Here is a 24977-nt window from a genome sequence, read left to right as displayed (position 1 = left end):
AAGAGGCTCCGGTCGGAAAAAGATCGGCGGATTGTAACTATCCCGACTAGCGGATGTCAGTGTTGGGGCCGCTGCTGATTGCCGGCGCCTGCGTGCGCCGTCATAATGTAGCCCCTTTTTTCATCCCCTACATGTGGAAGGTACTGCCCGTGACTCAGAAGCCCGACCAGTGTCTCGGTGAATGGATCGATCGTGAAGCCCTCGCGGAAGCCATGATTCCGATGATTGGCCAGCTGTATCGCAACAACAATGTTGTGACTTCGATCTATGGCCGTGGCCTGATCAACCGCTCCGTGATTGCCATTCTCAAGGCTCACCGCTTTGCCCGTCACCGCCTGGCGGGGGAAGCTGAGCTGTCGGTTCACGAAACCTTCCCGATCCTCAAGGCCATGAGCGAGCTCAAGCTGGGCAGCGCTTCCGTGGACCTGGGCAAGATGGTTGCCAAGTTCAAGGCTGAAGGCAAAGGCCGCAGTATCGAGCAGTTCACCAAGGACGAGCTGGCCGATGTGGTTGGCAAGCAGAATGGCGGCGCCCGCGAAGGCACCGACGTTGTCCTGTACGGCTTCGGCCGCATTGGTCGCCTGCTGGCCCGCATCCTGATCGAGAAGACCGGTGGTGGCGACGGCCTGCGCCTGCGCGCCATCGTTGTCCGCAAGGGCGCCGAGAACGACCTGGTAAAGCGTGCCAGCCTGCTGCGCCGCGACTCCGTGCATGGCCCGTTCGACGGCACCATCACCATCGATGAGGCCAACAACACCATCACCGCCAACGGCAACCTGATCCAGGTGATCTACTCCAACGACCCGGCGTCGATCGACTACACCCAGTACGGCATCAAGAACGCCCTGCTGGTCGACAACACCGGCAAGTGGCGCGACGCCGAAGGCCTGGGCCAGCACCTGAAGTGCCCCGGCGTCGACCGCGTGATCCTGACCGCTCCGGGCAAGGGTGCGCTGAAGAACATCGTCCACGGCATCAACCATGGCGACATCGCCGCTGACGACAAGATCGTTTCGGCCGCTTCCTGCACCACCAACGCCATCGTGCCGGTGCTGAAGGCAGTGAACGACCAGTACGGCATCGTCAACGGCCACGTCGAAACCGTTCACTCGTTCACCAACGACCAGAACCTGATCGACAACTTCCACAAGGGCAGCCGTCGTGGCCGTGCCGCGCCGCTGAACATGGTGATCACCGAGACCGGCGCCGCTACCGCTGCCGCCAAGGCTCTGCCGGTTCTGAAGGGCAAGCTGACCGGTAACGCGATCCGCGTCCCGACGCCGAACGTCTCCATGGCCATCCTGAACCTGAACCTGGAAAAGGCCACCAACCGCGAAGAGATCAACGAGTACCTGCGCCAGATGGCCATGCACTCGGACCTGCAGAAGCAGATCGACTTCGTCGCTTCCCAGGAAGTGGTCTCCACCGACTTCGTCGGCTCCCGCCACGCCGGTGTGGTAGACGCCGAGGCCACCATCTGCAATGACAACCGCGTTGTCCTGTACGTCTGGTACGACAACGAATTCGGTTACAGCTGCCAGGTGGTTCGCGTGATGGAAGACATGGCCGGAGTCAACCCGCCGTCTTTCCCGCGCTAAGCGTTTGAAAATGAAAAACGGGAGCTCTCGGGCTCCCGTTTTTCATTATTGGGTCTGTAATCGGATAACAAGAATCGCTTGGGGATTACCCAGATGGAAGGACACCACCTTCACCAAGGGCCGCTCAAAAGGGGCCTGAAAAACCGCCACATCCAGCTTATCGCGCTGGGCGGAGCTATCGGAACCGGCCTGTTCCTGGGGTCGGCCGGGGTGCTCAAGTCGGCGGGGCCGTCGATGATTCTCGGCTATGCCATTGCCGGATTCTTCGCTTTCCTGATCATGCGCCAGCTGGGCGAGATGATCGTCGAGGAGCCGGTTGCGGGTTCCTTCAGTCACTTCGCCCACAAGTACTGGGGGGGGTACGCGGGGTTTCTCGCCGGCTGGAACTACTGGGTGCTCTATGTCCTGGTGGGCATGGCCGAACTAACGGCAGTGGGCAAGTACATCCAGTTCTGGTGGCCGGAAGTACCGACCTGGGTGTCGGCCGCGGTGTTCTTCGTACTGATCAACCTGATCAACCTCGCCAACGTGAAGGTGTTCGGCGAGGCGGAGTTCTGGTTCGCCCTGATCAAGGTGGTGGCCATCATCGGCATGATCATCCTGGGTATCTACCTGCTGGTCAGCGGAGAAGGCGGGCCCCAGGCCGCGGTGGACAATCTCTGGAGCCATGGCGGTTTCTTCCCCAACGGAATCGAAGGTCTGGTGATGGTGTTGGCCATCATCATGTTCTCCTTTGGCGGCCTGGAGCTGGTGGGTATTACCGCCGCCGAGGCCAGCGAGCCGAAGAAGGTGATTCCCAAGGCCATCAATCAGGTGATCTATCGCATCCTGATCTTCTACATCGGCGCGCTCAGCGTGCTGTTGATGCTCTATCCGTGGGACAAGCTGCTGGAAACCCTGGGCGCCGCTGGCGATCCGTATAGCGGTAGCCCCTTCGTGCAGATCTTCTCGTTGATCGGCAGCGATACTGCGGCACACATCCTCAACTTCGTGGTACTGACCGCTGCGCTCTCGGTCTATAACAGTGGCGTCTACTGCAACAGCCGGATGCTCTACGGCCTGGCGGAGCAAGGCGATGCGCCCAAGGCGCTGATGAAGGTGGACGACCGTGGGGTGCCGGTGCTGGCCATCGGGGTTTCCGCCTTGATCACGCTTCTTTGTGTAGTGGTCAACTACCTGGCGCCGCAAAAGGCGCTGGAGCTGCTGATGGCTCTGGTAGTGGCGGCGCTGGTGATCAACTGGGCGATGATCAGCCTGTCGCACCTGAAGTTCCGCAAGTCTCTGCAGTCGCAGGGTATTCAGCCGTTCTTCAAGGCACTCTGGTATCCGGTAGGCAACTACATGTGCCTGGCCTTCGTGGCGCTGATCCTCGGTGTGATGCTGATGATTCCGGGTATCAATGTCTCGGTCTACGCCATTCCGTTCTGGCTGGCGCTGATCGGCGTTTGCTACTACTTCAAGCGCACCGCCGAGCGTGCTGTCGCCCACTGATGCGGAATGCGGAACGAAGAACGGGAGCCAACGGCTCCCGTTTTTCATTGTATCCACGCGCCGATGGGGGGCGTGCGTTACGGCAATGTCCAGTGCGAATGAGATGACCCACGATTCAGTAGTGGACGACCTGTTGCTCGTTGTTTCCTAAGTCTATGAAATGAAAGGGCTCAAGTGGCGACGGTAGGGCTGGCTCTCTATAATCCGCTGCTTAATCGTTCGGGATGTAGTGCGTCCGTACCTGCTCAGGCAGGTGCAACGGTGTTCTATCGGGCTATCGAGCCAAGGCATTTCGAGCAGAATTCCTGTTTCAGGCGAAACCTATGATCAGAATCAAGCGAGGGCTGGACCTGCCAGTGGCGGGTGAGCCGGCTCAACGAATCGAGGCTGGGCGCCCGGTTCGGAGCGTTGCCGTCATCGGCTTCGATTACCACGGCATGAAGCCGACCATGGATGTTCAGGTGGGGGACCGGGTCAAGCTCGGCCAGCCGCTGTTCTCCGACAAGAAAACACCCGGCGTGACCTATACCGCGCCAGGTGCCGGCCTAGTGAGCGCCATCCACCGGGGCGAACAGCGCGTGCTGCAATCGGTGGTGATCGATCTCGACGGCGATGACGAGGTTCGTTTCGAGCATTATTCCGCCGAAAGGCTCGACCAGCTCGACCCACAGCAAGTGCGTCATAACCTGGTTACCTCCGGTCTCTGGACCGCCTTTCGTACTCGGCCCTTCAGCCGCGTGCCAGCTATCGATGCCACGCCCAGTTCCATCTTCGTCACCGCCATGGATACCCATCCCTTGGCCGCCGATCCTGCTGTCGTGATCGTCGGACATGCCGCGGACTTCGAGCACGGCCTGAAAGTCCTCTCCAGGTTGGCCCGCATCTTTCTCTGCAAGGCAGAAGGCGCTGCACTGCCGGGTGAAGGCCTGGCCAAGGTTCATCGCGAGTCGTTTGCCGGCCCGCACCCCGCCGGGCTGCCAGGAACCCATATCCACTTCCTCGATCCGGTCAGTGTGAGCAAGAGCGTCTGGCACATCGGTTATCAGGACGTGATTGCGATCGGCAAACTGTTCACCACCGGCCGCCTCTGGGTTGAGCGCGTGATTTCGCTCGCCGGCCCTGTGGTGGAGAAACCGCGTCTGGTGCGAACACGTCTGGGGGCCAGCCTGGACGAGCTCACCGCTGGCGAGCTGCAATCCGGTGCTAACCGCGTGGTTTCCGGCTCCCTGCTGGGTGGCCGCACATCCCGTGGTGCTTGCGCCTATCTCGGTCGTTACCACCTGCAAGTTTCCTGTCTGCGCGAAGGTAACGACCGCGAGCTATTGCACTACCTGCGTGCCGGGGTGAACAAGCATTCGGTGCTGAACATCTTCGTTTCCAGACTGCTGGGCAGTCGCAAGTTCGCATTCAGCACCTCTACCAACGGCAGTCCGCGCGCCATGGTGCCGGTGGGCAACTACGAGGCGGTGATGCCCCTGGACATCCTGCCCACGCAGCTTCTGCGCTACCTGATCGTCGGTGACACCGAAATGGCGCAGAAACTCGGTTGCCTGGAGTTGGATGAAGAAGACCTGGCCCTATGCAGCTACGTCTGCGCCGGCAAGTATGAATACGGCCCCATCCTGCGGGACAACCTCAGCCGTATTGAGAAGGAGGGCTGACATGGGCCTGCGTAAATTCCTCGATCGGATCGAGCACAACTTTGAGCAGGGTGGTCGCTATGAAAAGTGGTACGCACTGTACGAGGCGGTAGACACCTTCTTCTATCGCCCCGCCAATGTGACCCGAACCACCGCCCATGTGCGCGACGGCATCGACCTGAAACGCATGATGATCACCGTCTGGCTCTGCACCTTCCCGGCGATGTTCTTCGGCATGTGGAACGTCGGCTACCAGGCCAACCTGGTGTTCGCGCAAAGCCCAGACCTACTGGCGGCCCAGGAGGGCTTGCGCTTCGCGTTGATCGGAGCCCTGGCCGGGTTCGACCCGAACAGCCTGTGGGACAACTTCGTCCAGGGGGCCGCCTGGTTCCTGCCCATCTACGCCGTGACCTTCATTGTCGGCGGCTTCTGGGAAGTCCTGTTCGCCTCGATCCGTCGCCATGAGGTGAACGAAGGTTTCTTCGTCACCTCCGTGCTCTTTGCCCTGACCCTGCCGCCAAGCATTCCACTTTGGCAGGTCGCGCTGGGTATCAGCTTCGGCGTCGTGCTGGGCAAGGAGGTCTTCGGCGGTACCGGAAAGAACTTCCTAAACCCGGCTCTGGCAGGCCGCGCCTTCCTGTTCTTCGCCTACCCGGCACAGATTTCCGGTGACGCGGTCTGGACCGCTGTGGACGGATTCGCCGGCGCCACTTCGCTGAGCCTCGGTGCCGCGGGCGGCGTCGACAATATCGTCGGCCATGGCATCAGCTGGATGGACGCCTTCCTCGGCACCATCCAGGGCTCCATCGGTGAAACCAGCACCCTGGCCATCCTGATCGGTGGCGGCGTGTTGCTGGTGACCCGCATCGCGGCCTGGCGAATCGTTGCTGGTGTGATGCTGGGCATGATCGCCACCAGTTGGCTGTTCAACGCCATCGGCTCGGACACCAATCCAATGTTCGCCATGCCCTGGTACTGGCATCTGGTTCTGGGTGGATTCGCCTTCGGCATGATGTTCATGGCCACCGACCCGGTGTCTGCCTCCATGACCAACACCGGCAAATGGCTGTTCGGTGCACTGATCGGCCTGATGGTGGTGCTGATCCGTGTGGTCAACCCGGCCTTCCCGGAGGGCATGATGCTGGCGATTCTCTTCGCCAACCTGTTCGCGCCCCTGATCGACCACTTCGTGGTCCAGGCCAATATCAAGCGGAGGCTGGCACGCAATGGCTAACCAGAAGGAATCCACTGTCCGCACCCTGATGGTGGCCCTGGTGGTCTGCCTGGTGTGTTCCGTGTTCGTGGCAGGTGGCGCCATCGCGCTTAAGCCCATCCAGGTGGAAAACCGCGAGTTGGACAAACAGCGCAGCATTCTGACCATCGCGGGTCTGGCGCAGCCGGGCATGTCTGCCGATGAGGTCAAGAAGCTCTACGCCGAGCGCATCTCCGCCAAGGTTGTTGACTTGAACAGTGGTGACTATGCCGCCGATATCCAGGCCGCCGGGTTCGACCCGCTGAAGGCCGCCAAGGATCCGAAGCTGTCCGATGCACTGTCGGCTGAGCAGGACACCGCCTCTATCAAGCGTCGCGAGCGTTTCTCCACCGTTTACCTGGTGGAGCAGGATGGCAAGTTGCAGACCCTGATCCTGCCCGTGCGTGGCTACGGCCTCTGGTCGACCCTGTACGGCTTCCTGGCGCTCAAGGGTGACCTCGATACCGTGGTCGGCCTGGGTTTCTACCAGCATGGCGAGACCCCGGGTCTGGGTGGCGAAGTGGACAACCCGAAATGGAAGGCGCTGTGGAATGGCAAGAGCCTGTTCGACGAACAGGGCCAGCTGGCTGTCCAGATCATCAAGGGCAGTGTCGACGCGCAGTCGCCGAACGCCCGACATCAGGTCGACGGCCTGGCCGGCGCCACGCTGACCAGCAAGGGCGTCAACAATCTGCTGCATTTCTGGCTTGGCAAGAACGGCTTTGGTCCGTTCCTGGCCAGGCTGAGCGACGGGGAGGCATGAGCATGGCGCAACCCACTATCCGGTCGGTCCTGCTGGACCCGATCCTGCACAACAACCCCATCGGCTTGCAGATACTGGGGATCTGCTCGGCGCTGGCGGTCACTTCCAACCTGAAGACCGCGCTGGTGATGTCCATCGCCCTGACCCTGGTGACCGGCTTCTCCAACCTGTTCATCTCGATGATCCGCAGCCAGATCCCCAGCTCGATCCGCATGATCGTGCAGATGGTGATCATCGCCTCGCTGGTGATCGTGGTCGACCAGGTGCTCAAGGCCTACGCCTTCAGCCTCTCCAAGCAGCTGTCGGTGTTCGTCGGCCTGATCATCACCAACTGCATCGTGATGGGCCGCGCGGAAGCGTTTGCCATGGCCAATCCGCCACTGCTGTCCTTCTTCGATGGCATTGGCAACGGCCTGGGCTACAGCGCCATGCTGATCGTCCTCGGTGTCATTCGCGAATTGCTTGGCGCCGGCAAGCTGCTGGGCTACGAGGTCCTGCCGGTGATCAACGACGGTGGTTGGTACCAGCCCAATGGCCTGCTGCTGTTGCCACCCTCAGCCTTCTTCCTGATCGGCTTGATCATCTGGGCGCTGCGTAGCTGGAAGACCGAGCAGAAGGAGGCTCCGTCCTACAGGATCGCGCCCCAGGTATCCAACAAGGAGGCCTACTGATGGAGCACTACCTCAGCCTGTTCGTGAAGGCCGTGTTCGTCGAGAACATGGCGCTGGCCTTCTTCCTTGGCATGTGCACTTTCATCGCCATTTCGAAGAAAGTGGAAACCGCTATTGGCCTGGGTATCGCGGTGATCGTGGTGCAGGCCATCACCGTGCCGGCCAACAACCTGCTTTACAGTCTGCTGCTCAAGGATGGTGCCCTGGCCTGGGCAGGTCTACCGGACGTGGACCTGTCATTCCTTGGCCTGCTCAGCTACATCGGCGTGATCGCCGCCATCGTGCAGATCCTCGAGATGCTGCTCGACAAATATGTGCCCTCGCTCTACAACGCCCTCGGTGTGTTCCTGCCGCTGATCACGGTGAACTGCGCCATCATGGCCGGCTCGCTGTTCATGGTGGAGCGTGATTACAACCTGGGCGAGAGCGTGGTCTACGGCGTCGGCTCCGGCTTCTCCTGGGCCTTGGCTATCGCCTTGCTGGCGGGTATCCGCGAGAAGCTGAAATACAGTGATGTCCCCGAGGGCCTGCAGGGCCTCGGCATCACCTTCATCACCATCGGCCTGATGTCGCTCGGCTTCATGTCGTTTTCCGGTGTGCAGCTCTAAGGAACGGACATGCTGAGTTTCGAAATCTTCCTCGCCATCGGCATGTTCACCGCCATCGTCCTCGGGCTGGTGGTGATCATCCTGGCGGCCCGCGCCAAGCTGGTGTCCAGCGGCGACGTGAATATCGTGATCAACGGCGAGCGGACCATCACTGTGCCCGCCGGCGGCAAGCTGCTGCAGACCCTGGCATCCCATAACGTCTTTTTGTCTTCCGCGTGTGGCGGCGGCGGTACTTGTGCCCAGTGCAAGTGCGTCGTCGAGAGCGGCGGTGGGGAAATGCTGCCCACCGAGGAGTCCCACTTCACCCGCCGCCAAGCAAAGGAAGGCTGGCGCCTGTCCTGCCAGACCCCGGTGAAACAGGACATGCATATCGAGGTGCCGGAAGAAGTCTTCGGTGTGAAGAAGTGGGAGTGCACGGTGGAGTCCAACCCCAACGTGGCTACCTTCATCAAGGAGCTGACGCTGCGCCTGCCGGAAGGCGAGAGCGTGGACTTCCGCGCTGGTGGTTACGTACAGCTGGAATGCCCGCCACACCAGGTGGCCTACAAGGACTTCGATATTCAGCCCGAATACCGGGGCGACTGGGACAAGTTCAACCAGTGGAAGTACGTATCCAGAGTCGAGGAGACGGTGATCCGCGCCTACTCCATGGCCAACTACCCGGATGAGAAGGGCATCGTCAAATTCAACATCCGTATCGCCTCGCCCCCGCCAGGCAAGGATCACTTGCCGCCTGGGCAGATGTCTTCCTGGGTCTTCAGTCTCAAGCCAGGCGACAAGGTTACCGTTTATGGCCCCTTCGGCGAGTTCTTCGCCAAGGACAGCGAAGCGGAAATGGTCTTCATCGGTGGTGGTGCGGGCATGGCGCCCATGCGCTCGCACATTTTCGACCAGCTCAAACGCCTGGGTTCAAAGCGCAAGATCAGCTTCTGGTATGGCGCGCGTTCCCTGCGCGAAGCCTTCTATACCGAGGAATACGACCAATTGGCCGCCGAGAATCCGAACTTCCAGTGGCACCTGGCGCTGTCCGACCCGCAGCCGGAGGACAACTGGAGTGGGCTGAAGGGCTTCATCCACAACGTCCTTTATGAGAACTACCTCAAGGACCACCCGGCCCCCGAGGATTGCGAGTTCTACATGTGTGGCCCGCCGATGATGAACGCTGCGGTGATCAAGATGCTCACCGACCTCGGCGTGGAGCGGGACAATATCCTGCTGGATGATTTCGGTGGCTAGGCCGATCGCGCTGATGTTCTCGGCCAGTCTCCTGCTGGCCGGGTGTGGCGATAGCCTGGAGCAGTTCAGCGGCCCCACCATGGGCAGCAGCTACTCGGTGAAGTACGTGCGCAACGCTTCCGGCCCTTCGGTCGAGCGGGTCCGCCACGAGGTGGAAGGCATCCTGAAGGAAATCGACCTGCAGATGTCCACCTACCGCGCCGACTCCGAAGTGGAGCGTTTCAACGCCTTGCCGGCAGGCAGCTGCATGGCACTGCCTGCCCCGATGCTGGAGCTGGTGTCTTTCGCCGGCGACCTGTCAAAGGACAGCAATGGCGCCTTCGACATGACGGTGGAGCCGCTGCTCAACCTCTGGGGGTTCGGCCCTCAGTCACGTGGCGAGCAGGTACCCAGTGCCGTAGCCATTGCTGCCGCGAAGGCCAATGTCGGTCATCAGCACCTGTCGATTCGTGGTCAGGAGCTGTGCAAGGACGCACCGGTGCAACTGGACTTCAACAGCATCGCCGCTGGCTATGCGGTTGATCGCGTGGTGACACATTTGGGTGAGCTGGGTGTCGGCAGTGCGCTGGTGGAAATCACGGGCGAGTTGAAGGCCTTCGGCCGCAAACCCGATGGCTCGCCCTGGCGCATCGCCATCGAAGCACCGCGGGATGATCGGCAGGTAGCGCAGAAGATCATCCAGCTCGATGGGGTCGGCGTTTCCACCTCGGGCGACTATCGCAACTATTTTGAGAAGGGCGGCAAGCGTTACTCCCACACTCTGGATCCGGCAACGGGGGCGCCGATCAGCCACAACCTGGCGGCGGTAACCGTGGTGGATGAGTCGGCTCTGAGGGCGGACGGGTTGTCCACCTTGCTGCTGGTACTGGGGCCGAAGGCGGGGGAGGCCTATGCTGAACGCCATGGCATCGCCGCCTTCTTCGTGATCCGTGAAGGACAGGGCTTCGTCAGCCATGGCAGCAGCCGCTTCCGCGAGCTGCTCGAGCAAGAGGAGAAGTTAAGATGACCTTCGTGCTGGTGTTCCTGATCATGCTGCTGGTGGTGCTGGGCATGGCCGTCGGCGTGATCATGGGTCGCAAGCCCATCGCCGGTTCCTGTGGTGGAATCGCCAACCTGGGCATCGAGAAGGAGTGCTCGATCTGTGGCGGCAATCGCGAGAAATGTGAGGAAGTGCGCCGCGAGGGCGATGTAGTGGATTCAAACCTCGCCTACGACGCGACCAAGCGCTAATGTGCAGCGCCAGGCGCCTGGACTAAGCTGCACGCCAGTTCAGGGTCCCTTCCAGGATCGCCGAAACAGGTTCCGATTTCCGCGGTGGCGACTGCCGCGGACCTTGCCGGGGGCGCCAAAGGGCGCCCCGGCCCGTTATGAGGAGTAAGCATGGCTGTCTACAACTACGACGTAGTGGTGCTGGGTTCGGGCCCGGCGGGGGAAGGTGCGGCGATGAACGCCGCCAAGGCAGGGCGCAAGGTGGCGGTGGTAGACAACCGCCCGCTGGTTGGCGGCAACTGCACCCACTTGGGCACGATTCCGTCCAAGGCACTACGTCATTCCGTTCGGCAGATCATGCAGTACAACACCAACCCGCTGTTCCGCCAGATTGGTGAGCCGCGCTGGTTCTCCTTCCCCGACGTGCTGAAGAGTGCCGAGCGGGTTATTTCCAAGCAGGTCGCCTCGCGCACCGGCTTCTATGCGCGCAACCGCGTCGACGTATTCTTCGGCACTGCCAGCTTCCATGACGAGCAGACCGTGGAAGTGGTCTGCGCCAGTGGTGTGGTGGAAAAGCTGGTGGCCAAGCAGGTCATCATCGCCACCGGCTCGCGCCCTTATCGTCCGGCGGATGTCGACTTCAACCACCCGCGCATCTACGACAGCGATACCATCCTCAGCCTGACCCACACGCCGCGTCGAATCATCATCTACGGAGCCGGCGTGATCGGTTCCGAGTACGCCTCGATCTTCAGCGGCCTGGGTGTGCTGGTGGACCTGATCGACAACCGCGACCAGTTGCTCAGCTTCCTTGACGACGAAATCTCCGACGCCCTCAGCTACCACCTGCGCAACAACAATGTGCTGATTCGCCACAATGAAGAGTACGAGCGCATCGAAGGATTGGAGAACGGGGTGATCCTGCACCTCAAGTCCGGCAAGAAGATCAAGGCCGACTGCCTGCTGTGGTGCAACGGTCGTACCGGCAACACCGACAAGCTGGGCCTGGAGAACATCGGGATCAAGGTCAATAGTCGTGGCCAGATCAACGTTGACCAGTACTACCGTACTGAAGTCAGCAACATCTTCGCTGCCGGTGATGTGATCGGCTGGCCAAGCCTGGCAAGTGCTGCCGCGGATCAGGGCCGCTCGGCCGCCGGCAGCGCCGTTGAAAATGACAGCTGGCGCTTCGTCGATGACGTACCGACCGGCATCTACACCATTCCGGAGATCAGCTCGATCGGCAAGAACGAGCGCGAACTCACCCAGGCGAAGATCCCCTACGAAGTGGGCAAGGCTTTCTTCAAGGGCATGGCGCGTGCGCAGATTTCCCACGAGCCGGTGGGCATGCTGAAAATCCTGTTCCACCGCGAGACCCTGGAAATCCTCGGCGTCCACTGCTTCGGCTACCAGGCCTCCGAGATCGTCCACATTGGCCAGGCGATCATGAACCAGAAGGGTGAAGCCAACTCCATCAAGTACTTCATCAACACTACCTTCAACTACCCGACCATGGCCGAAGCCTATCGGGTGGCTGCGTTCGACGGCCTTAACCGGCTTTTTTGAGCGGCACCGGCCGGGCGCCTGAGCCGGCCGGGGAGGACCCTCTCGGCGATACGCACCTATGGCGCTGGCCGAACCGGGAGAGCTTCTGATCAGGTGACGCCTAAACGAAAAAACCGGCCTTTATGGCCGGTTTTTTCATGGGGGACTGCCTGAGCTTGAAGAACCATTCAACCGTAGCACGCCTGCTGTAGGGTGCGCCATGCGCACCGGTTCGGCCTCAGTGGAGCGACAGTCGTGGTCCAGGTGCCGCTGGTGCGCGCGGCGTACCCGACAAACTTGTCGGCATAGTCATTTCAATCGCGAATGAACTCGCTGCAGCCGGGCGGCTTCAGCGTATCCCAATGGAGGTGCTTGCCAGGCCTGGGAAGTCGGTGATGATGCTGTCCACGCCGAAGTCGGCGAGGCGGCGCATCAGCGCTGGTTCGTTCACGGTCCAGACCGAAACGTGCAGACCTTCCTTCTGGGCTTTCAGCAGACGCTCCGGGGTACAAAGCGTCCAGTTCAGGGCCAGCAGGTTGCAGCCGTGGTGCTTGGCCACCTTCAGCGGGTCGAGCCAGGCGTACTCCGCCACGAGCCCGCGAGACAGCTTTGGCGTCAGTCGGTTGAGGGCGCGCAGAACCTCGCGGGAGCTGGAAGTGACCGTCACCTTGTCCACCAGTCCGTGACGCTCAGCCAGCTCCTGGATTGCCAGCACGGTCCGCGCGGCGCGAACCCGCGAAGCGCTCTTCACTTCCAGTTGCCAATGATCGAAATCACAGTGCTCGAACAGGCTCGCCAGGCGCGGGATGGGGCAGGGCTGGTGCCAGCCTGGTCCGCCCAGGCGGGCGTCATAACCTTCCAGCTCTTCGGCGTCATGCTCCGCCACTTTGCCCCGACGGCCGGTGGTGCGCTTCAGGCTGGGGTCGTGGATCACCATCAGCTCGCCGTCTCGGGACAGGTGCAGGTCCAGCTCGCAACGCTTCACGCCGTGTGACAGGCATTGCTTGAAGCTGGCCAGGGTGTTTTCCGGGCATTCGCCCTTTGCGCCTCGATGGCCGTAGATCAGGGTCACGTTTATTCCCTTGGTGCTCTGGGTTGATGGTGTCGAACGCTGTCGATGACTCGTCCGCTTTCGAAATAAACCGAGAATTCGCGGTAGTCCCAGCGACTGATCGGTGGCTTGCCTACTGCGGGGTGTTCTTCGTCAGGAAGGCCGAAGCTCTCCAGTACCGCGCCCTGGCTCTCACCGCGCACAGGCAGCGAGAGGCCCAGGTCGCCTTGCTCTCCGACAGGAATCTCGATGGTTTCCGCGCTAACGGGCAGTGCGAGGAGGAGGCAGGTCAGCAGCAGTCCGGTACGCTTCATGCGCGGGTCTCAGGTGGAAGGAGAGGAACGTTCGCGGGCCTGGCGTCGCTGCTGGGCCTGTTTCTGAAGTATGTGGCGCGCCAGCAGCTGGCGCTGGGCGTCGGTAAGGTCATCGAACTCGGTGCCGATATCGAACTGGCCGTCATCGCGGGGCTGGTTGTGGATGACCGTGGCATTCAGCAAGAGGCCAAGGGCCTGGGGCATCAGCACCATCTTGATCGCCAGGTGGGTGCCGGTTTCGATGGGCTGGTCGCTGGTGAAGCCAAGGCCGCCTTCTGACAGGGTCACCTGGCGTGCTGGGCCGATGTCGCGCAACAGGCTCTGCGCAAGGGCCTGGCCAAGCAGGTCAATTCGCTTGTTGATGACCTTGAGGTAATTCGCCAGGGTTCGATCGCGCTCATGGATATGCCGCAGCAAGTGCTGCGATTCGAAGTCCATCAGATGCAATTCGCTAAGCAGTCCGAACAGTTGAGAGCCGCTGTCCGCGCCGCTTTCATCAGCTGTTTCGCCCTGTTTCAGCGGGCGAAATTCCAGTGCGATCGAATCTTCGATGCGGTAGTATTCGCGGCGGTCATCCGCGTCTCGTGTCGACATGGCGAACCCATGGCAGCGGTGGTGGTCGAAGAGCTGTTCCGTTTTGCAAGTCCGTTTGCGTCGCCCGGAGCGCCGCGACAGACCACGAACAGAATTTGAGTGTAAACGCTGCTCGCCAAGCCCCGCCACAAGGACGTCCCTTCTTTCGCCAGCGAACTCCACTTCCATGTTCAGACCGCTGTCCCTGTACATAGGCGCACGCTACACGCGCGCCAAGCGCCGCAACTACTTCGTCTCCTTCATTTCCCTGACCTCCATGATCGGCCTGGCACTCGGTGTGCTGGTAATGATCCTGGTGCTGTCGGTCATGAACGGCTTCGACTATGAAATGCGAACCCGTGTGCTGGGCATGGTGCCCCACGCCACCGTGGAGTCCGCGGTGCCGATCAATGATTGGCGCAAGCTGGCAGAAGGCGTGGCCCGGCATTCCGAAGTGAAGGCCGTTGCGCCTTACACCCAGGTCCAGGGCCTGCTGACTGCCGACGGCAAGGTACAGAAGGTGCTGGTCAACGCCGTGGACCCGCAGGAAGAACCCAAGGTTTCCATCATCGGCAACTTCTTCCGGGAGGGCAGCCTCGGTGCCCTGAAACCGGGCGAGTTCGGCATCGTCATTGGCGATCGTGCGGCCAGCAAGCTTGGCGTCGGTATGGGCGACAAGGTCACTTTCGTGCTCCCGGAAGTTGCCGTGACCCCGGCGGGGGTCTTCCCGCGGATGAAGCGCTTCACCGTGGTCGGCATCTTCCACGTTGGCGCGGGTGAGCTGGATGGCTTCCTGGCCATTGCCAACCTGTCCGATGTCGCCCGCCTCAAGCGTTGGCAGCCGGACCAGGTTCAGGGGCTGCGCCTGAAACTCGATGACCTGTTCCAGGCGCCGCAAGTGGCGTGGCAGATCGCGGGCGAATTGAAGGGCGAAGATTTCTATGCCCGTGACTGGACCCGTACGCACGGCAACCTCTACCAGGCGATCAAGATGGAAAAGGCCATGATCGGCCTGCTGTTGCTGCTGATTGTGGCTGTCGCTGCCTTCAATATCATTTCAACCCTGGTGATGGTGGTGACTGACAAGCGCGGTGACATTGCCATTCTCCGGACATTGGGTGCCACACCCAGGCAGATCATGGGCATCTTCATGGTCCAGGGCACCGTGATCGGTGTTGTCGGCACGCTTATTGGCGGCGTGCTGGGCATTCTCGCGGCATTGAACGTGAGCGATGCCATCGGCCTGCTGGAGCGCCTGCTGGGACACAAGTTCCTCAGTGCCGATGTCTATTTCATCGATTATCTGCCATCCCAACTGATGGCCGAGGACGTGGTGCTGGTCTGCTCGGCTGCGCTGGTCCTGAGTTTCCTCGCCACCCTTTATCCCGCCTGGCGTGCCGCGCGCACCCAGCCAGCAGAGGCTTTGCGCTATGAGTAACAAGGCTGTCCTGAGTTGCCGCAACCTGGGCAAGAGCTACGACGAGGGCCCGCAGTCCGTCGAGGTGCTGTCTGGCGTCCAGCTGGAACTGCATCCGGGAGAGCGGGTGGCCATCGTGGGTAGCTCCGGCTCCGGCAAGAGCACGCTGCTGAACATGCTGGGTGGACTGGATACCCCGAGCAAGGGCAGCGTCTGGTTGGCCGGCGAGGAATTGTCCGCGCTCAGTGAAACTGCCCGCGGCCTGCTGCGCAATCGCGCTCTGGGGTTCGTCTACCAGTTCCACCATCTGCTGCCAGAGTTCACTGCGCTGGAGAACGTCTGCATGCCGTTGCTGATCGGTCGTACTGCAATCGCCGAGGCGCGCCAGCGTGCCACCGCGCTGCTGGAGCGCGTTGGACTGGGCCATCGCCTGTCGCACAAGCCGGCCGAGCTTTCCGGTGGTGAGCGCCAGCGGGTGGCCATTGCCCGCGCCCTGGTCAACAACCCAGGTCTGGTGCTGCTCGACGAGCCCACCGGCAACCTCGACCAGCACACTGCGCATGGCATCCAGGAGCTGATGCTGGAACTGAGCCGCTCCTCGCAGACCGCCTTCCTGGTGGTGACCCACGACCTGCAGCTTGCCCGCCAGATGGATCGGGTGCTGCGCCTTGAAGAAGGCCGACTGGTGGCTGCCTGAGATGTTCAGACCTCTCCCGATCTTTATCGGCACGCGCTATACGCGCGCCAAGCGCCGTAACCACTTCATTTCCTTCATCTCGCTCACGTCGATGATCGGTCTGGCACTGGGCGTGCTGGCCATGATCGTAGTGCTCTCGGTGATGAACGGATTCCAGAAGGAAATGCGCTCGCGCATCCTCGGCATGGTGTCACACGCTACCCTGAGTGCCGATCAGCCCCTGGCCGACTGGCGCCGCGTGTCCGACGCCGCAATGAAGCACCCGGAGGTCGTGGGCGCGGTGCCCTTCGCTGAGCTGGAGGGCATGCTTTCCTACAAGGGAATGATGCAGCCGGTGCAGATCAATGGTGTTGACCCGCAGGAAGAGACCAAGGTTTCCATCATCGGCAAGCACATGGTGCAAGGGAATCTCGATGCCCTGAAGCCGGGCGAGTCCGGCATCGTGGTCGGCGAAATTACTGCGCGGCGTTTCCGCCTCAATGTCGGCGACAAGCTGACCCTGATCGTCCCTGAAGTCAGCAATGCACCAGGCGGTATTACGCCGCGGATGCAGCGCCTCAATGTGGTGGGTGTATTCAAGGTCGGTGCCGAGCTGGACAGCTCCCTGGCGCTGATCAACATCGCCGATGCCTCCACCATCCAGCGTCTGCCGGAAGGGCAGGTGCAAAGTGTGCGCCTTGCCCTGAAGGACCTGTTCCTCGCACCTGAAGTGTCGAAACAGATTGCCGCCGAGCTGGGGCAGGGTTATCGCGCCGATGACTGGACCCATACGCAGGGCAGTCTGTTCAGCGCCATGAAGATGGAGAAGACCATGATCGGCCTGCTCCTTTTGCTGATTGTGGCCGTGGCTGCGTTCAACATCATCGCCACCTTGATCATGGTGGTCGCCGACAAGCGTGCGGATATCGCCATCCTTCGCACGCTGGGAGCGACGCCGCGCCAGATCATGGCGGTGTTCATGGTTCAGGGCAGCGTGATCGGCTTCATCGGCACGCTGATCGGCACCGTGTTGGGCATCATTACGGCGCTCAACGTCAGCCAGTGGATCGCTGCGCTGGAGCGCGCCAGTGGCCGGCAGATATTCAGTTCAGACGTCTACTTCGTCAGTTACCTGCCGTCTGAGCTGCAATTGGGGGATGTTCTGCTGATCTGTGGCGCGGCCCTGATCCTGAGCTTCCTGGCCACCCTCTATCCCGCCTGGCGTGCCGCCCAGACCCAGCCAGCCGAGGCCTTGCGCTACGAGTAGGGGGCGCTCCCCGCAATAGAAAACGCCGCATTCAATGCGGCGTTTTCGTTTTAGCGGCTGTTTTCGCGCCGGGCCTTCTGGCGTTTGCGCCAACTGTGCCCGACCCACCAGCGCCAATAAAGCATGGTCAGCATGTAGGCCAGTGCGCCGATCAGGATGCCGCAGACCACCGATCCTAGGAGGAATGGTTGCCAGACCGAGGAAAGCTCCTGCGTGATCCATTCCCAGGTCAGTTCCTCGGGTAGGGCGCGCGGAGAGATCTGCATGATCCACGCCCCCATCTTGTAGGTGCAGTAGAAAACCGGCGGCATTGTGATGGGATTGGTCAACCACACGAGACCCACCGAGATCGGCAGGTTCGCACGGACCATGATGGCCAGGCCGGCTGCCAGCAGCATCTGCATGGGAATGGGGATGAACGCGGCGAACAGGCCCATGGCCATGGCGCGGGCGACCGAATGGCGATTGAGGTGCCAGAGGTTCGGGTCGTGAATCAGGGTGCCGAGAAAACGCAGGGACTTGTGTTCCCTGATGGTGTCCGGGTTCGGCATGTAGCGTTTGAATATACGACGCGGCATGGGCGGTCTCTGGCCGACGAAAGCGCCGGGTATTATGCACACCCGGAAATGACATCGCCGGGTCAGTTTGTGTCGGCAAGTTTAAACGGAACTGCGCCGCCTGGATCGCGACGTGCAGGGCTGTAGGGGACGTCGCCGCAGTCTCCGTCCCAGGGAAGGGAAGTCGGATGCCCATGGTTTCGGGGTTGGCCACGCTTGCCGTAGGCCTTCTTTTATTGCGCTGGATGCCTGTCTTGCCGCCTGTCTGGTGGCTCCTGCTCCAGTTGATTCTCGGATTCGCGCTGCTGGCGTCGCGTGCCTGGCGCAGCGGGCTGTTCCTGCTTGGTCTCGGTTGGGCTTGCATGAGTGCCCAATGGGCGTTGGACGACCGGTTGGAATCGCGGTTGGACGGCCAGGTGCGCTGGTTGGAAGGAACCGTGGTTGGCCTCCCCAGCACGGCTGATGGGGTGGTGCGCTTCGAGCTGGCGGCGCTCCATTCCTCCCGGGCACAATTGCCTGGCAGGTTGCGGCTGTCCTGGCATGGCGGCCCGCGTGTGTTTGCCGGCGAACGCTGGCGGCTGGCTGTTCGCCTTAAACGACCGCGTGGTCTCGTGAATCCCGCGACCTTTGACTACGAGGCGTGGCTGCTGGCACGGCGCATAGGGGCAACCGGCTCGGTCAAGGCCGGGGAGCGACTGGAAGCGGCAAGCGGCCCTGTCGCCTGGCGGGACTCCTTGCGTCATCGTTTGCTGCAGGTGGATGCCTGGGGACGGGCCGGTGGGCTCGCCGCCTTGGTGCTGGGCGACGGCTCCGGCTTGCAGGATCGGGACTGGCGCCTGTTACAAGACACGGGGACCACGCACCTGATGGTGATTTCCGGTCAGCACATCACGCTATTCGCGGGTGTCCTTTACGGCCTGGTGGTGGTGCTCGCTCGAAACGGACTCTGGCCTCGGTCGCTGCCCTGGCTACCCTGGGCTTGTGCCATGGCTCTCGCCGGTGGGCTCGGATATGGCGTGCTGGCAGGATTCGATGTGCCGGTGCAGCGAGCTTGCGTGATGCTTGGCGTCGTCTTGCTCTGGCGTTTGCGCTTTCGCCACCTGGGATTCCTCACGCCTTTGCTGGTGGCGCTGTGTGCCGTATTGCTGGCTGAACCATTGGTAGTGCTGCAACCGGGATTCTGGCTTTCCTTTGGTGCTGTGGTCCTGCTGGTGCTGGCCTTTGCCGGGCGGCTGGGGGCATGGCGCTGGTGGGCGACCTGGTGGCGAGCTCAGTGGGTCATGGGTGTGGGGTTGGCGCCTCTGCTGCTGGCCCTGGCCTTGCCCATCAGCCTCAGTGGCCCTCTGGCGAACCTGCTGGCGGTGCCCTGGATCAGCCTGGTGGTGCTGCCGCTGGCGTTGCTAGGCACATTGCTACTTGGCATTCCCCTACTGGGGGATGCATTGCTCTGGTTGGCCGGTGGTGCCCTGGAGTTGCTGTTCCAGATACTGGCCTGGACGGCGACGCAGGTTCCCGCCTGGATTCCTACGCAAGTTCCGTTCTGGGGTTGGATCCTCGGAACGCTGGGTGTACTGCTGCTGATTGCCCCGGCTGGCGTGCCGCTGCGTGCGCTGGGGCTGGCGCTGCTATTGCCCATGCTGTTCCCGCCGCAGGAGCGCCCGGCACGTGGTCAGGCCGAGGTTCGGGTGCTGGATGTGGGGCAGGGCCTTTCGGTGCTGGTCCGCACTCACGAGCATGCGATGCTCTACGACGCCGGTCCGCGCCGGGGCGACTTCGATATCGGCGAGCGTGTGGTAGTTCCGACCCTGCGCGGCCTGGGGTTGTCTCGGCTGGATCTGTTACTGCTCAGTCATGCGGATTCCGATCATTCCGGCGGCGCCCTGGCCGTAAGTCGGGGGTTGGCGGTGGCGCGGGTGCTGACTGGTGAGCTGGAGCGGCTGCCATCCGAACTGGGCGCCGAGGCCTGTCCGGCTGATCTGGCCTGGACTTGGGATGGCGTGAGATTCCGAATCTGGCAGTCGCCACTGACAGGCGATAGCAATGATGGTTCATGTGTGTTGTCGGTCGAGGCCGCTGGTGAGCGCATCCTGTTGAGTGGCGATCTCGGCGCTCGCGGTGAAGCCGCCTGGGTCGCCAGTGGCCAGCCACTTGCGGCGCGCTGGCTGGTGGCGGGCCACCATGGCAGCCGAACGTCCTCCAGTGGCGCGTTCCTGCATGCCGTGGCGCCTGAGAAAGTGCTGATTTCCCGAGGCCACCTGAACCCCTACGGCCATCCCCATCCGTTGGTCGTTTCGCGAATCGGCGCGCTGCCCGCCGAGATCCATGACACGGCGAAGCAGGGTCATTTGCTGCTGCGTCTGGGCGCTGGCGTCGAGCCGGAGAGCGAGCGAGAAAAGTCCGTATTCTGGAGGGAAAAATGAGAACGGCGACGGTCGGCGGAGGCCCGCCCCTATGCTAGAGTGGCGCCACTTTTCCGAAGGGGATTTCCTACCGTGTGGGAGTTGGTCAAAGCCGGCGGCTGGATGATGCTGCCGATCATTCTGTGTTCCATCGCCGCCACCGCGATCGTTGCCGAACGCCTGTGGACCCTGCGCATCAGCCGCGTGTCTCCGCCGCACCTGCTGGGCCAGGTCTGGCGCCAGATCAAGGACAAGCAGCTGAACAGCCAGAAGCTCAAGGAGCTGCGCGCCTCTTCGCCGCTGGGTGAGGTGCTGGCTGCGGGCCTGGCCAACTCCAAACATGGCCGCGAAATCATGAAGGAGTGCATCGAGGAAGCTGCCAGTCGGGTCATCCATGAGCTGGAGCGCTACCTCAATGCCCTTGGCACCATCGCTGCCATGGCGCCGCTACTCGGCCTGCTGGGTACCGTCTTCGGCATGATCGATATATTCGGCGGCTTCATGGAGAACGGCATGGCCAACGCGCCCGTGCTGGCCGGCGGTATCGCCAAGGCGCTGGTGACCACTGCCGCAGGCCTGATCGTCGCCATTCCGGCTGTGTTCTTCCACCGTTACCTGCTGCGTCGTGTTGACGAGCTGGTAGTGGCCATGGAGCAGGAAGCGATCAAGCTGGTGGAAGTGGTCCAAGGCGATCGCGAAGTGGATTTCGCAGAGGAAGCCAAAGCGTGAAATTCCGCCGCAGGGCGGGCAATGTCGCCCGCGAAGAGGTGTTCCTCAACCTCACTTCGTTGATCGACGTGATCTTCGTGCTGCTGCTGTTCTTCGTGGTGACCACCACCTTCAGCAAACCCAATCAGCTGAAAATCGAACTGCCCGAGGCCGTAAGCGGCACGCCTCCCGAGGAAACCGAGCTCAAGACGCTGGAGCTGAGCATCGCTGCGGACGGCCAGTACTCGCTCAACGGCCAGAACCTGGTGAAGAGCGACCTGGCGACCCTGATCGCTGCCCTGGGACGCGAGTCGGAAGGCGACAACAGCCTGCCGCTGGTGATCACCGCTGATGCGCGCACTACTCACCAGTCAGTAGTCACCGCCATGGATGCCGCCGGCAAGCTGGGATTCAGCCAGTTGCGCATGACCACCATCGAGGCCGACGCGGCCAAGAAGCCCTGATGGCCTTCTCTGAGCGCCTGCTAGACGCCTGGTATCGAGGTCATCCGGCACTTGGCTTGCTGAGCCCGCTGGAGTGGCTCTATCGTCGAGTCGCCGAGCGCAAGCGCGCATCCTTCATGGCGGGGCAGGGCAACAGCTATCGCCCGCCTGTTCCGTTGATCGTCGTCGGTAACATCACCGTTGGCGGCACCGGCAAGACCCCGATGATTCTCTGGCTGATCGAGCACTGCCGGGCGCGCGGATTGCGCGTCGGTGTGGTCAGCCGCGGCTATGGGGCCAAGCCGCCGCAAATGCCTTGGCGGGTGCGGGCGGAGCAGGGGGCCGAGCAGGCCGGCGACGAACCGCTGCTGATCGTCCAGCGCAGTGGTGTGCCACTGGTAATCGACCCGGACCGTTCCCGCGCCGTGCAGGCCCTGCTGGAGCAGGAAACCCTCGACCTGATCCTCAGCGACGATGGCCTGCAGCACTACCGCTTGGCGCGCGATCTGGAGTTGGTGCTGATTGACGCAGCCCGTGGGCTCGGCAATCGCCGCTGCCTGCCAGCCGGCCCCCTGCGCGAGCCGCCGGAGCGTCTGGATTCGGTGGATGCGGTGCTGCGCAATGGCGCCGAAAGCGACTCCGCCGAAGGTTTCTCCTTCAAGCTGCAACCGAGCGAACTGGTCAATCTGCAGACTGGAAAGCGTGTCGGACTGGACCATTTCGCGCCTGGGCAGGCCATACATGCGGTGGCCGGCATAGGCAACCCGCAGCGTTTCTTCAGAACCCTGGAGGCGCTAAACTGGCGCCCGATCCCGCACCCATTCGCCGATCATGCTGTCTATAGCGCGCAAGCCCTGGCTTTCACACCGTCGCTGCCGCTGCTGATGACCGAGAAGGATGCTGTGAAGTGCCGGGCCTTTGCCTCCGCCGACTGGTGGTATCTGGCGGTCAATGCCGCGCCTTCGCCGGCATTCGTCGCCTGGTTCGACGGGCAGCTGGCCCGCCTTCTGCCAAGCCGCTTCTAACCCAAGGTAGCCCTTCGGCTGCCGCTTCAAGGATTCACTCATGGACCCGAAACTCCTCGATATCCTCGCCTGCCCCCTGTGCAAGGGCCCGCTGAAGTTGGCCGACGACAAGAGCGAGCTCATCTGCAAGGCCGACGCTCTGGCCTTCCCGGTACGGGATGGCATTCCGGTGATGCTGGAAGGTGAAGCCCGCACTCTCAATGTCGATGAGCGTCTGGACAAATGACCCAGGCCTTCACCGTCGTCATTCCCGCCCGCTTCGCTTCGACACGCCTGCCCGGAAAACCGCTGCAGGACATCGCCGGCAAGCCGATGATCCAGCACGTCTGGGAGCAGGCTCGGCGCAGCGCAGCGCAGCGCGTGGTGGTAGCCACTGACGACGCGCGGATCGTCGAAGCCTGTCAGGCCTTCGGTGCCGAAGTGCTACTGACCCGTGCGGACCACAATTCCGGCACGGACCGCCTGGCCGAAGTGGCTAGCCAGCTCGGTCTGGCCAGTGATGCCATCGTGGTGAATGTGCAGGGTGACGAGCCGCTGATCCCGCCAGCCATCATCGACCAGGTGGCTGCCAACCTGGCCGCTCATCCGGAAGCCGGCATCGCCACACTGGCCGAACCCATCCAGGATGTGCAGGCACTGTTCAATCCCAATGTGGTGAAGGTTTCCTCCGATCTCAACGGCCTGGCCCTGACTTTCAGTCGCGCGCCGCTGCCTTGGGCCCGGGACTCTTTCGCTGTCAGTCGCGACCAGTTGCCGGCCGGGGTGCCGTATCGCCGCCATATCGGCATTTATGCCTACCGCGCGGGCTTTCTCCATGACTTTGTCGCCTGGGGCCCGTGCTGGCTGGAAAATACCGAATGCCTGGAGCAGTTGCGCGCGCTCTGGCACGGGGTGCGTATCCATGTCGCTGATGCCCTGGAAGCGCCGCCTGCCGGCGTCGACACGCCGGAAGACCTCGAGCGCGTTCGGCGCTTGCTGGGGGGCTGATGCGCGTTCTCTTCGTTTGCCTCGGTAATATTTGCCGGTCTCCCACTGCCGAAGGCGTGCTGCGCCACAAACTGCGTGAGGCTGGTCTCGCCGAGCGGGTGTGGGTGGACTCCGCCGGCACTGGTGACTGGCATGTGGGCAAGGCGCCGGACGCCCGTACCCGCGTGGCCGCCCAACGCCGTGGCTACGACCTTTCCCAGCAGCGCGCACGTCAGGTTGGCCGGGGGGATTTCGGCGACTTCGACCTGATCCTGGCAATGGACGAGAACAACCTGGCCAATCTGCGCCGACTGTGTCCCGGCGATTCTACGGCCAAGTTGGACCTGTTCCTCCGCCGTTACCAGCTGGAGCTGGATGAGGTGCCTGATCCGTATTACGGCGGAGAGGAGGGCTTCGAGCAGGTGCTTGACCTGGTGGAGCGGGCCTGCGATGCGCTGATCGTTGAAATCAAGGGGCGCCTGTGAGTCTGGTCCTGCACGAAAATCTGTCCTTGAAGCCGTACAACACCTTCGGCGTCGACGTGAAGGCACGGCTTTTCGCCGAGGCGCGCGACGATGCTGGCGTGCGTGAGGCCATCGATCTGGCGGCTCAACGCGGCCTGCCTCTGCTGGTGATCGGTGGCGGCAGCAATCTGCTGCTGACCCGTGACGTGGAGGCGCTGGTGCTGCGTATGGCCAGCCGAGGTATTCGTATCCTGGCCGATGACGGTGTGACTGTACTGCTGGAAGCAGAGGCGGGCGAGCCGTGGCATCCGCTAGTGCTCTGGAGCCTGGAGCAAGGCTTGGGCGGGTTGGAAAATCTCAGTCTGATTCCTGGCACTGTTGGCGCTGCGCCCATGCAGAACATCGGTGCCTATGGCGTCGAGCTGAAAGACGTCTTCGCCGGGCTCACCGCCCTGGATCGGCAAACTGGCGAGTTGCGAGAGTTCGATCTGGATGAGTGTCAGTTCGCCTATCGCGACAGCCTGTTCAAGCGCGAAGCGGGCCGATGGTTGATCTTGCGGGTCCGTTTCAAACTCAGTCGCTCGCCTCTGCTGCATCTGGATTACGGCCCGGTACGTCAGCGCCTGCAGGATGAAGGCATCGGCTCGCCATCGCCCAGCGATGTCAGCCGCGCCATTTGCGCAATTCGTAGCGAAAAACTGCCCGATCCCGCCCTGTTGGGCAACGCCGGCAGCTTCTTCAAGAATCCGTTGGTTGATGCCGAGCTGGCTCAGCGCCTGCGTGGCGAGTATCCCGATCTGGTCGCTTATCCGCAGGCGGATGGGCAGGTGAAGCTGGCCGCTGGCTGGCTTATCGAGCGTGCCGGCTGGAAGGGTTTCCGCGACGGCGATGCCGGTGTGCACCGTCTTCAGGCGTTGGTGCTGGTGAACTACGGCGCCGCCACCGGTCATCAGCTCCATGGGCTGGCCCAGCGCATCCAGGCGGATATCGTGGCGAAGTTTGGCGTAGCGCTGGAGATGGAGCCGAATCTGATATGAAGTTCTGCTCGCACAAATAAAAAAAACCGGCCAACTGGCCGGTTTTTTCATTCTGGGCCTCGGGAGC

26 protein-coding genes are annotated in these 24977 nt (G+C 62.1%); 22 read left to right on the top strand and 4 right to left on the bottom strand.

Annotated features, from left to right (window positions below):
* Positions 1-131: 131 nt before the first annotated feature.
* The 11 genes from D6Z43_RS09195 to sthA all read left to right on the top strand — a co-directional run bounded on the left by D6Z43_RS09195 (position 132) and on the right by sthA (position 12034).
* A complete protein-coding gene (locus tag D6Z43_RS09195) occupies positions 132-1598 on the top strand; it encodes a glyceraldehyde-3-phosphate dehydrogenase (RefSeq protein ID WP_120655226.1) in 1467 nt (488 codons plus the stop codon).
* A gap of 93 nt (positions 1599-1691) precedes the next feature.
* Complete coding sequence (locus D6Z43_RS09190) at positions 1692-3089, top strand: amino acid permease (protein WP_120651647.1); 1398 nt, start codon at positions 1692-1694, stop codon at positions 3087-3089.
* 323 nt (positions 3090-3412) lie between these two features.
* Positions 3413-4750: a Na(+)-translocating NADH-quinone reductase subunit A gene (locus tag D6Z43_RS09185; protein WP_120651646.1), complete on the top strand. Its 1338-nt coding sequence runs from the start codon at positions 3413-3415 to the stop codon at positions 4748-4750.
* Position 4751: 1 nt separating this feature from the next.
* Entirely contained in the window at positions 4752-5963 is a 1212-nt protein-coding gene (locus D6Z43_RS09180; protein ID WP_120651645.1) for an NADH:ubiquinone reductase (Na(+)-transporting) subunit B, read from the top strand.
* Entirely contained in the window at positions 5956-6744 is a 789-nt protein-coding gene (locus D6Z43_RS09175) for a Na(+)-translocating NADH-quinone reductase subunit C (RefSeq protein WP_120651644.1), read from the top strand. The genes D6Z43_RS09180 and D6Z43_RS09175 overlap by 8 nt, the downstream gene beginning before the upstream one ends.
* Positions 6741-7415, top strand: a complete 675-nt coding sequence (locus D6Z43_RS09170; protein WP_174235579.1) for an NADH:ubiquinone reductase (Na(+)-transporting) subunit D — start codon at positions 6741-6743, stop codon at positions 7413-7415. Before D6Z43_RS09175 ends, D6Z43_RS09170 begins: the two co-directional genes overlap by 4 nt.
* Positions 7415-8023, top strand: a complete 609-nt coding sequence (gene nqrE, locus D6Z43_RS09165; RefSeq protein ID WP_069083249.1) for an NADH:ubiquinone reductase (Na(+)-transporting) subunit E — start codon at positions 7415-7417, stop codon at positions 8021-8023. The genes D6Z43_RS09170 and nqrE overlap by 1 nt, the downstream gene beginning before the upstream one ends.
* 9 nt (positions 8024-8032) lie before the next feature.
* Positions 8033-9259, top strand: coding sequence for an NADH:ubiquinone reductase (Na(+)-transporting) subunit F (nqrF, locus tag D6Z43_RS09160; RefSeq protein ID WP_120651642.1), 1227 nt, complete (start codon positions 8033-8035; stop codon positions 9257-9259).
* Positions 9243-10265 carry an FAD:protein FMN transferase gene (locus tag D6Z43_RS09155; protein ID WP_256660975.1) on the top strand — a complete coding sequence of 341 codons (1023 nt, stop codon included), beginning with the start codon at positions 9243-9245 and terminating at the stop codon, positions 10263-10265. The genes nqrF and D6Z43_RS09155 overlap by 17 nt, the downstream gene beginning before the upstream one ends.
* Positions 10262-10489 (top strand): (Na+)-NQR maturation NqrM, encoded by a 228-nt coding sequence (nqrM, locus tag D6Z43_RS09150; RefSeq protein ID WP_120651641.1) that lies wholly within the window; start codon positions 10262-10264, stop codon positions 10487-10489. The genes D6Z43_RS09155 and nqrM overlap by 4 nt, the downstream gene beginning before the upstream one ends.
* Before the next feature lie 150 nt (positions 10490-10639).
* Entirely contained in the window at positions 10640-12034 is a 1395-nt protein-coding gene (gene sthA / locus D6Z43_RS09145) for a Si-specific NAD(P)(+) transhydrogenase (protein WP_120651640.1), read from the top strand.
* Between the two features lie 328 nt (positions 12035-12362).
* Here sthA and D6Z43_RS09140 read toward each other — a convergent pair whose 3' ends face one another.
* Genes D6Z43_RS09140 through D6Z43_RS09130 form a run of 3 tightly spaced genes read right to left on the bottom strand, consistent with a single transcriptional unit; the run spans position 12363 to position 13972 of the window.
* The gene (locus D6Z43_RS09140) at positions 12363-13085 is read right to left on the bottom strand and encodes a glycerophosphodiester phosphodiesterase (protein WP_120651639.1); all 723 of its coding nucleotides are present in this window, start codon (positions 13083-13085) and stop codon (positions 12363-12365) included.
* A gap of 2 nt (positions 13086-13087) precedes the next feature.
* Positions 13088-13378 carry a phosphodiesterase gene (locus D6Z43_RS09135; RefSeq protein ID WP_120651638.1) on the bottom strand — a complete coding sequence of 97 codons (291 nt, stop codon included), beginning with the start codon at positions 13376-13378 and terminating at the stop codon, positions 13088-13090.
* 9 nt (positions 13379-13387) lie between these two features.
* Positions 13388-13972, bottom strand: coding sequence for a PilZ domain-containing protein (locus D6Z43_RS09130; RefSeq protein ID WP_120651637.1), 585 nt, complete (start codon positions 13970-13972; stop codon positions 13388-13390).
* A gap of 166 nt (positions 13973-14138) precedes the next feature.
* On the opposite strand from D6Z43_RS09130, the gene D6Z43_RS09125 reads away from it, so the two are divergent.
* From D6Z43_RS09125 to D6Z43_RS09115, 3 genes are read left to right on the top strand one after another with little or no spacing between them, the layout of a single operon-like run.
* A complete protein-coding gene (locus D6Z43_RS09125) occupies positions 14139-15389 on the top strand; it encodes a lipoprotein-releasing ABC transporter permease subunit (protein ID WP_120651636.1) in 1251 nt (416 codons plus the stop codon).
* Positions 15382-16065 (top strand): lipoprotein-releasing ABC transporter ATP-binding protein LolD, encoded by a 684-nt coding sequence (lolD, locus tag D6Z43_RS09120; protein ID WP_120651635.1) that lies wholly within the window; start codon positions 15382-15384, stop codon positions 16063-16065. Before D6Z43_RS09125 ends, lolD begins: the two co-directional genes overlap by 8 nt.
* Before the next feature lies 1 nt (position 16066).
* Complete coding sequence (locus tag D6Z43_RS09115; protein WP_120651634.1) at positions 16067-17311, top strand: lipoprotein-releasing ABC transporter permease subunit; 1245 nt, start codon at positions 16067-16069, stop codon at positions 17309-17311.
* A gap of 50 nt (positions 17312-17361) precedes the next feature.
* Here D6Z43_RS09115 and D6Z43_RS09110 read toward each other — a convergent pair whose 3' ends face one another.
* Positions 17362-17889 (bottom strand): DUF2062 domain-containing protein, encoded by a 528-nt coding sequence (locus D6Z43_RS09110; RefSeq protein WP_120651633.1) that lies wholly within the window; start codon positions 17887-17889, stop codon positions 17362-17364.
* Positions 17890-18062: 173 nt separating this feature from the next.
* On the opposite strand from D6Z43_RS09110, the gene D6Z43_RS09105 reads away from it, so the two are divergent.
* The 8 genes from D6Z43_RS09105 (at position 18063) to murB (ending at position 24910) form a co-directional block, all read left to right on the top strand.
* On the top strand, positions 18063-20288 hold the full coding sequence (locus D6Z43_RS09105) for a DNA internalization-related competence protein ComEC/Rec2 (protein ID WP_162945891.1): 2226 nt from the start codon (positions 18063-18065) through the stop codon (positions 20286-20288).
* Positions 20289-20360: 72 nt separating this feature from the next.
* Positions 20361-20996, top strand: coding sequence for a MotA/TolQ/ExbB proton channel family protein (locus tag D6Z43_RS09100; protein WP_120651631.1), 636 nt, complete (start codon positions 20361-20363; stop codon positions 20994-20996).
* Positions 20993-21439: a biopolymer transporter ExbD gene (locus tag D6Z43_RS09095; RefSeq protein ID WP_120651630.1), complete on the top strand. Its 447-nt coding sequence runs from the start codon at positions 20993-20995 to the stop codon at positions 21437-21439. The genes D6Z43_RS09100 and D6Z43_RS09095 overlap by 4 nt, the downstream gene beginning before the upstream one ends.
* Positions 21439-22443, top strand: coding sequence for a tetraacyldisaccharide 4'-kinase (gene lpxK / locus D6Z43_RS09090; RefSeq protein ID WP_120651629.1), 1005 nt, complete (start codon positions 21439-21441; stop codon positions 22441-22443). Before D6Z43_RS09095 ends, lpxK begins: the two co-directional genes overlap by 1 nt.
* Positions 22444-22483: 40 nt before the next feature.
* Positions 22484-22669 carry a Trm112 family protein gene (locus D6Z43_RS09085; protein ID WP_077525327.1) on the top strand — a complete coding sequence of 62 codons (186 nt, stop codon included), beginning with the start codon at positions 22484-22486 and terminating at the stop codon, positions 22667-22669.
* Positions 22666-23430 carry a 3-deoxy-manno-octulosonate cytidylyltransferase gene (kdsB, locus tag D6Z43_RS09080; RefSeq protein WP_120651628.1) on the top strand — a complete coding sequence of 255 codons (765 nt, stop codon included), beginning with the start codon at positions 22666-22668 and terminating at the stop codon, positions 23428-23430. The genes D6Z43_RS09085 and kdsB overlap by 4 nt, the downstream gene beginning before the upstream one ends.
* Positions 23430-23894 (top strand): low molecular weight protein-tyrosine-phosphatase, encoded by a 465-nt coding sequence (locus D6Z43_RS09075; RefSeq protein WP_120651627.1) that lies wholly within the window; start codon positions 23430-23432, stop codon positions 23892-23894. The genes kdsB and D6Z43_RS09075 overlap by 1 nt, the downstream gene beginning before the upstream one ends.
* Positions 23891-24910, top strand: a complete 1020-nt coding sequence (murB, locus tag D6Z43_RS09070) for a UDP-N-acetylmuramate dehydrogenase (RefSeq protein WP_120651626.1) — start codon at positions 23891-23893, stop codon at positions 24908-24910. Before D6Z43_RS09075 ends, murB begins: the two co-directional genes overlap by 4 nt.
* Positions 24911-24977 lie beyond the last annotated feature (67 nt).

The sequence above is a fragment of the Pseudomonas sp. DY-1 genome (genome assembly GCF_003626975.1).
Lineage (GTDB): Bacteria > Pseudomonadota > Gammaproteobacteria > Pseudomonadales > Pseudomonadaceae > Metapseudomonas.
The sequence above is the reverse complement of the archived record's forward strand: the minus strand, read 5'-3'. Positions and strand labels throughout refer to the sequence as shown.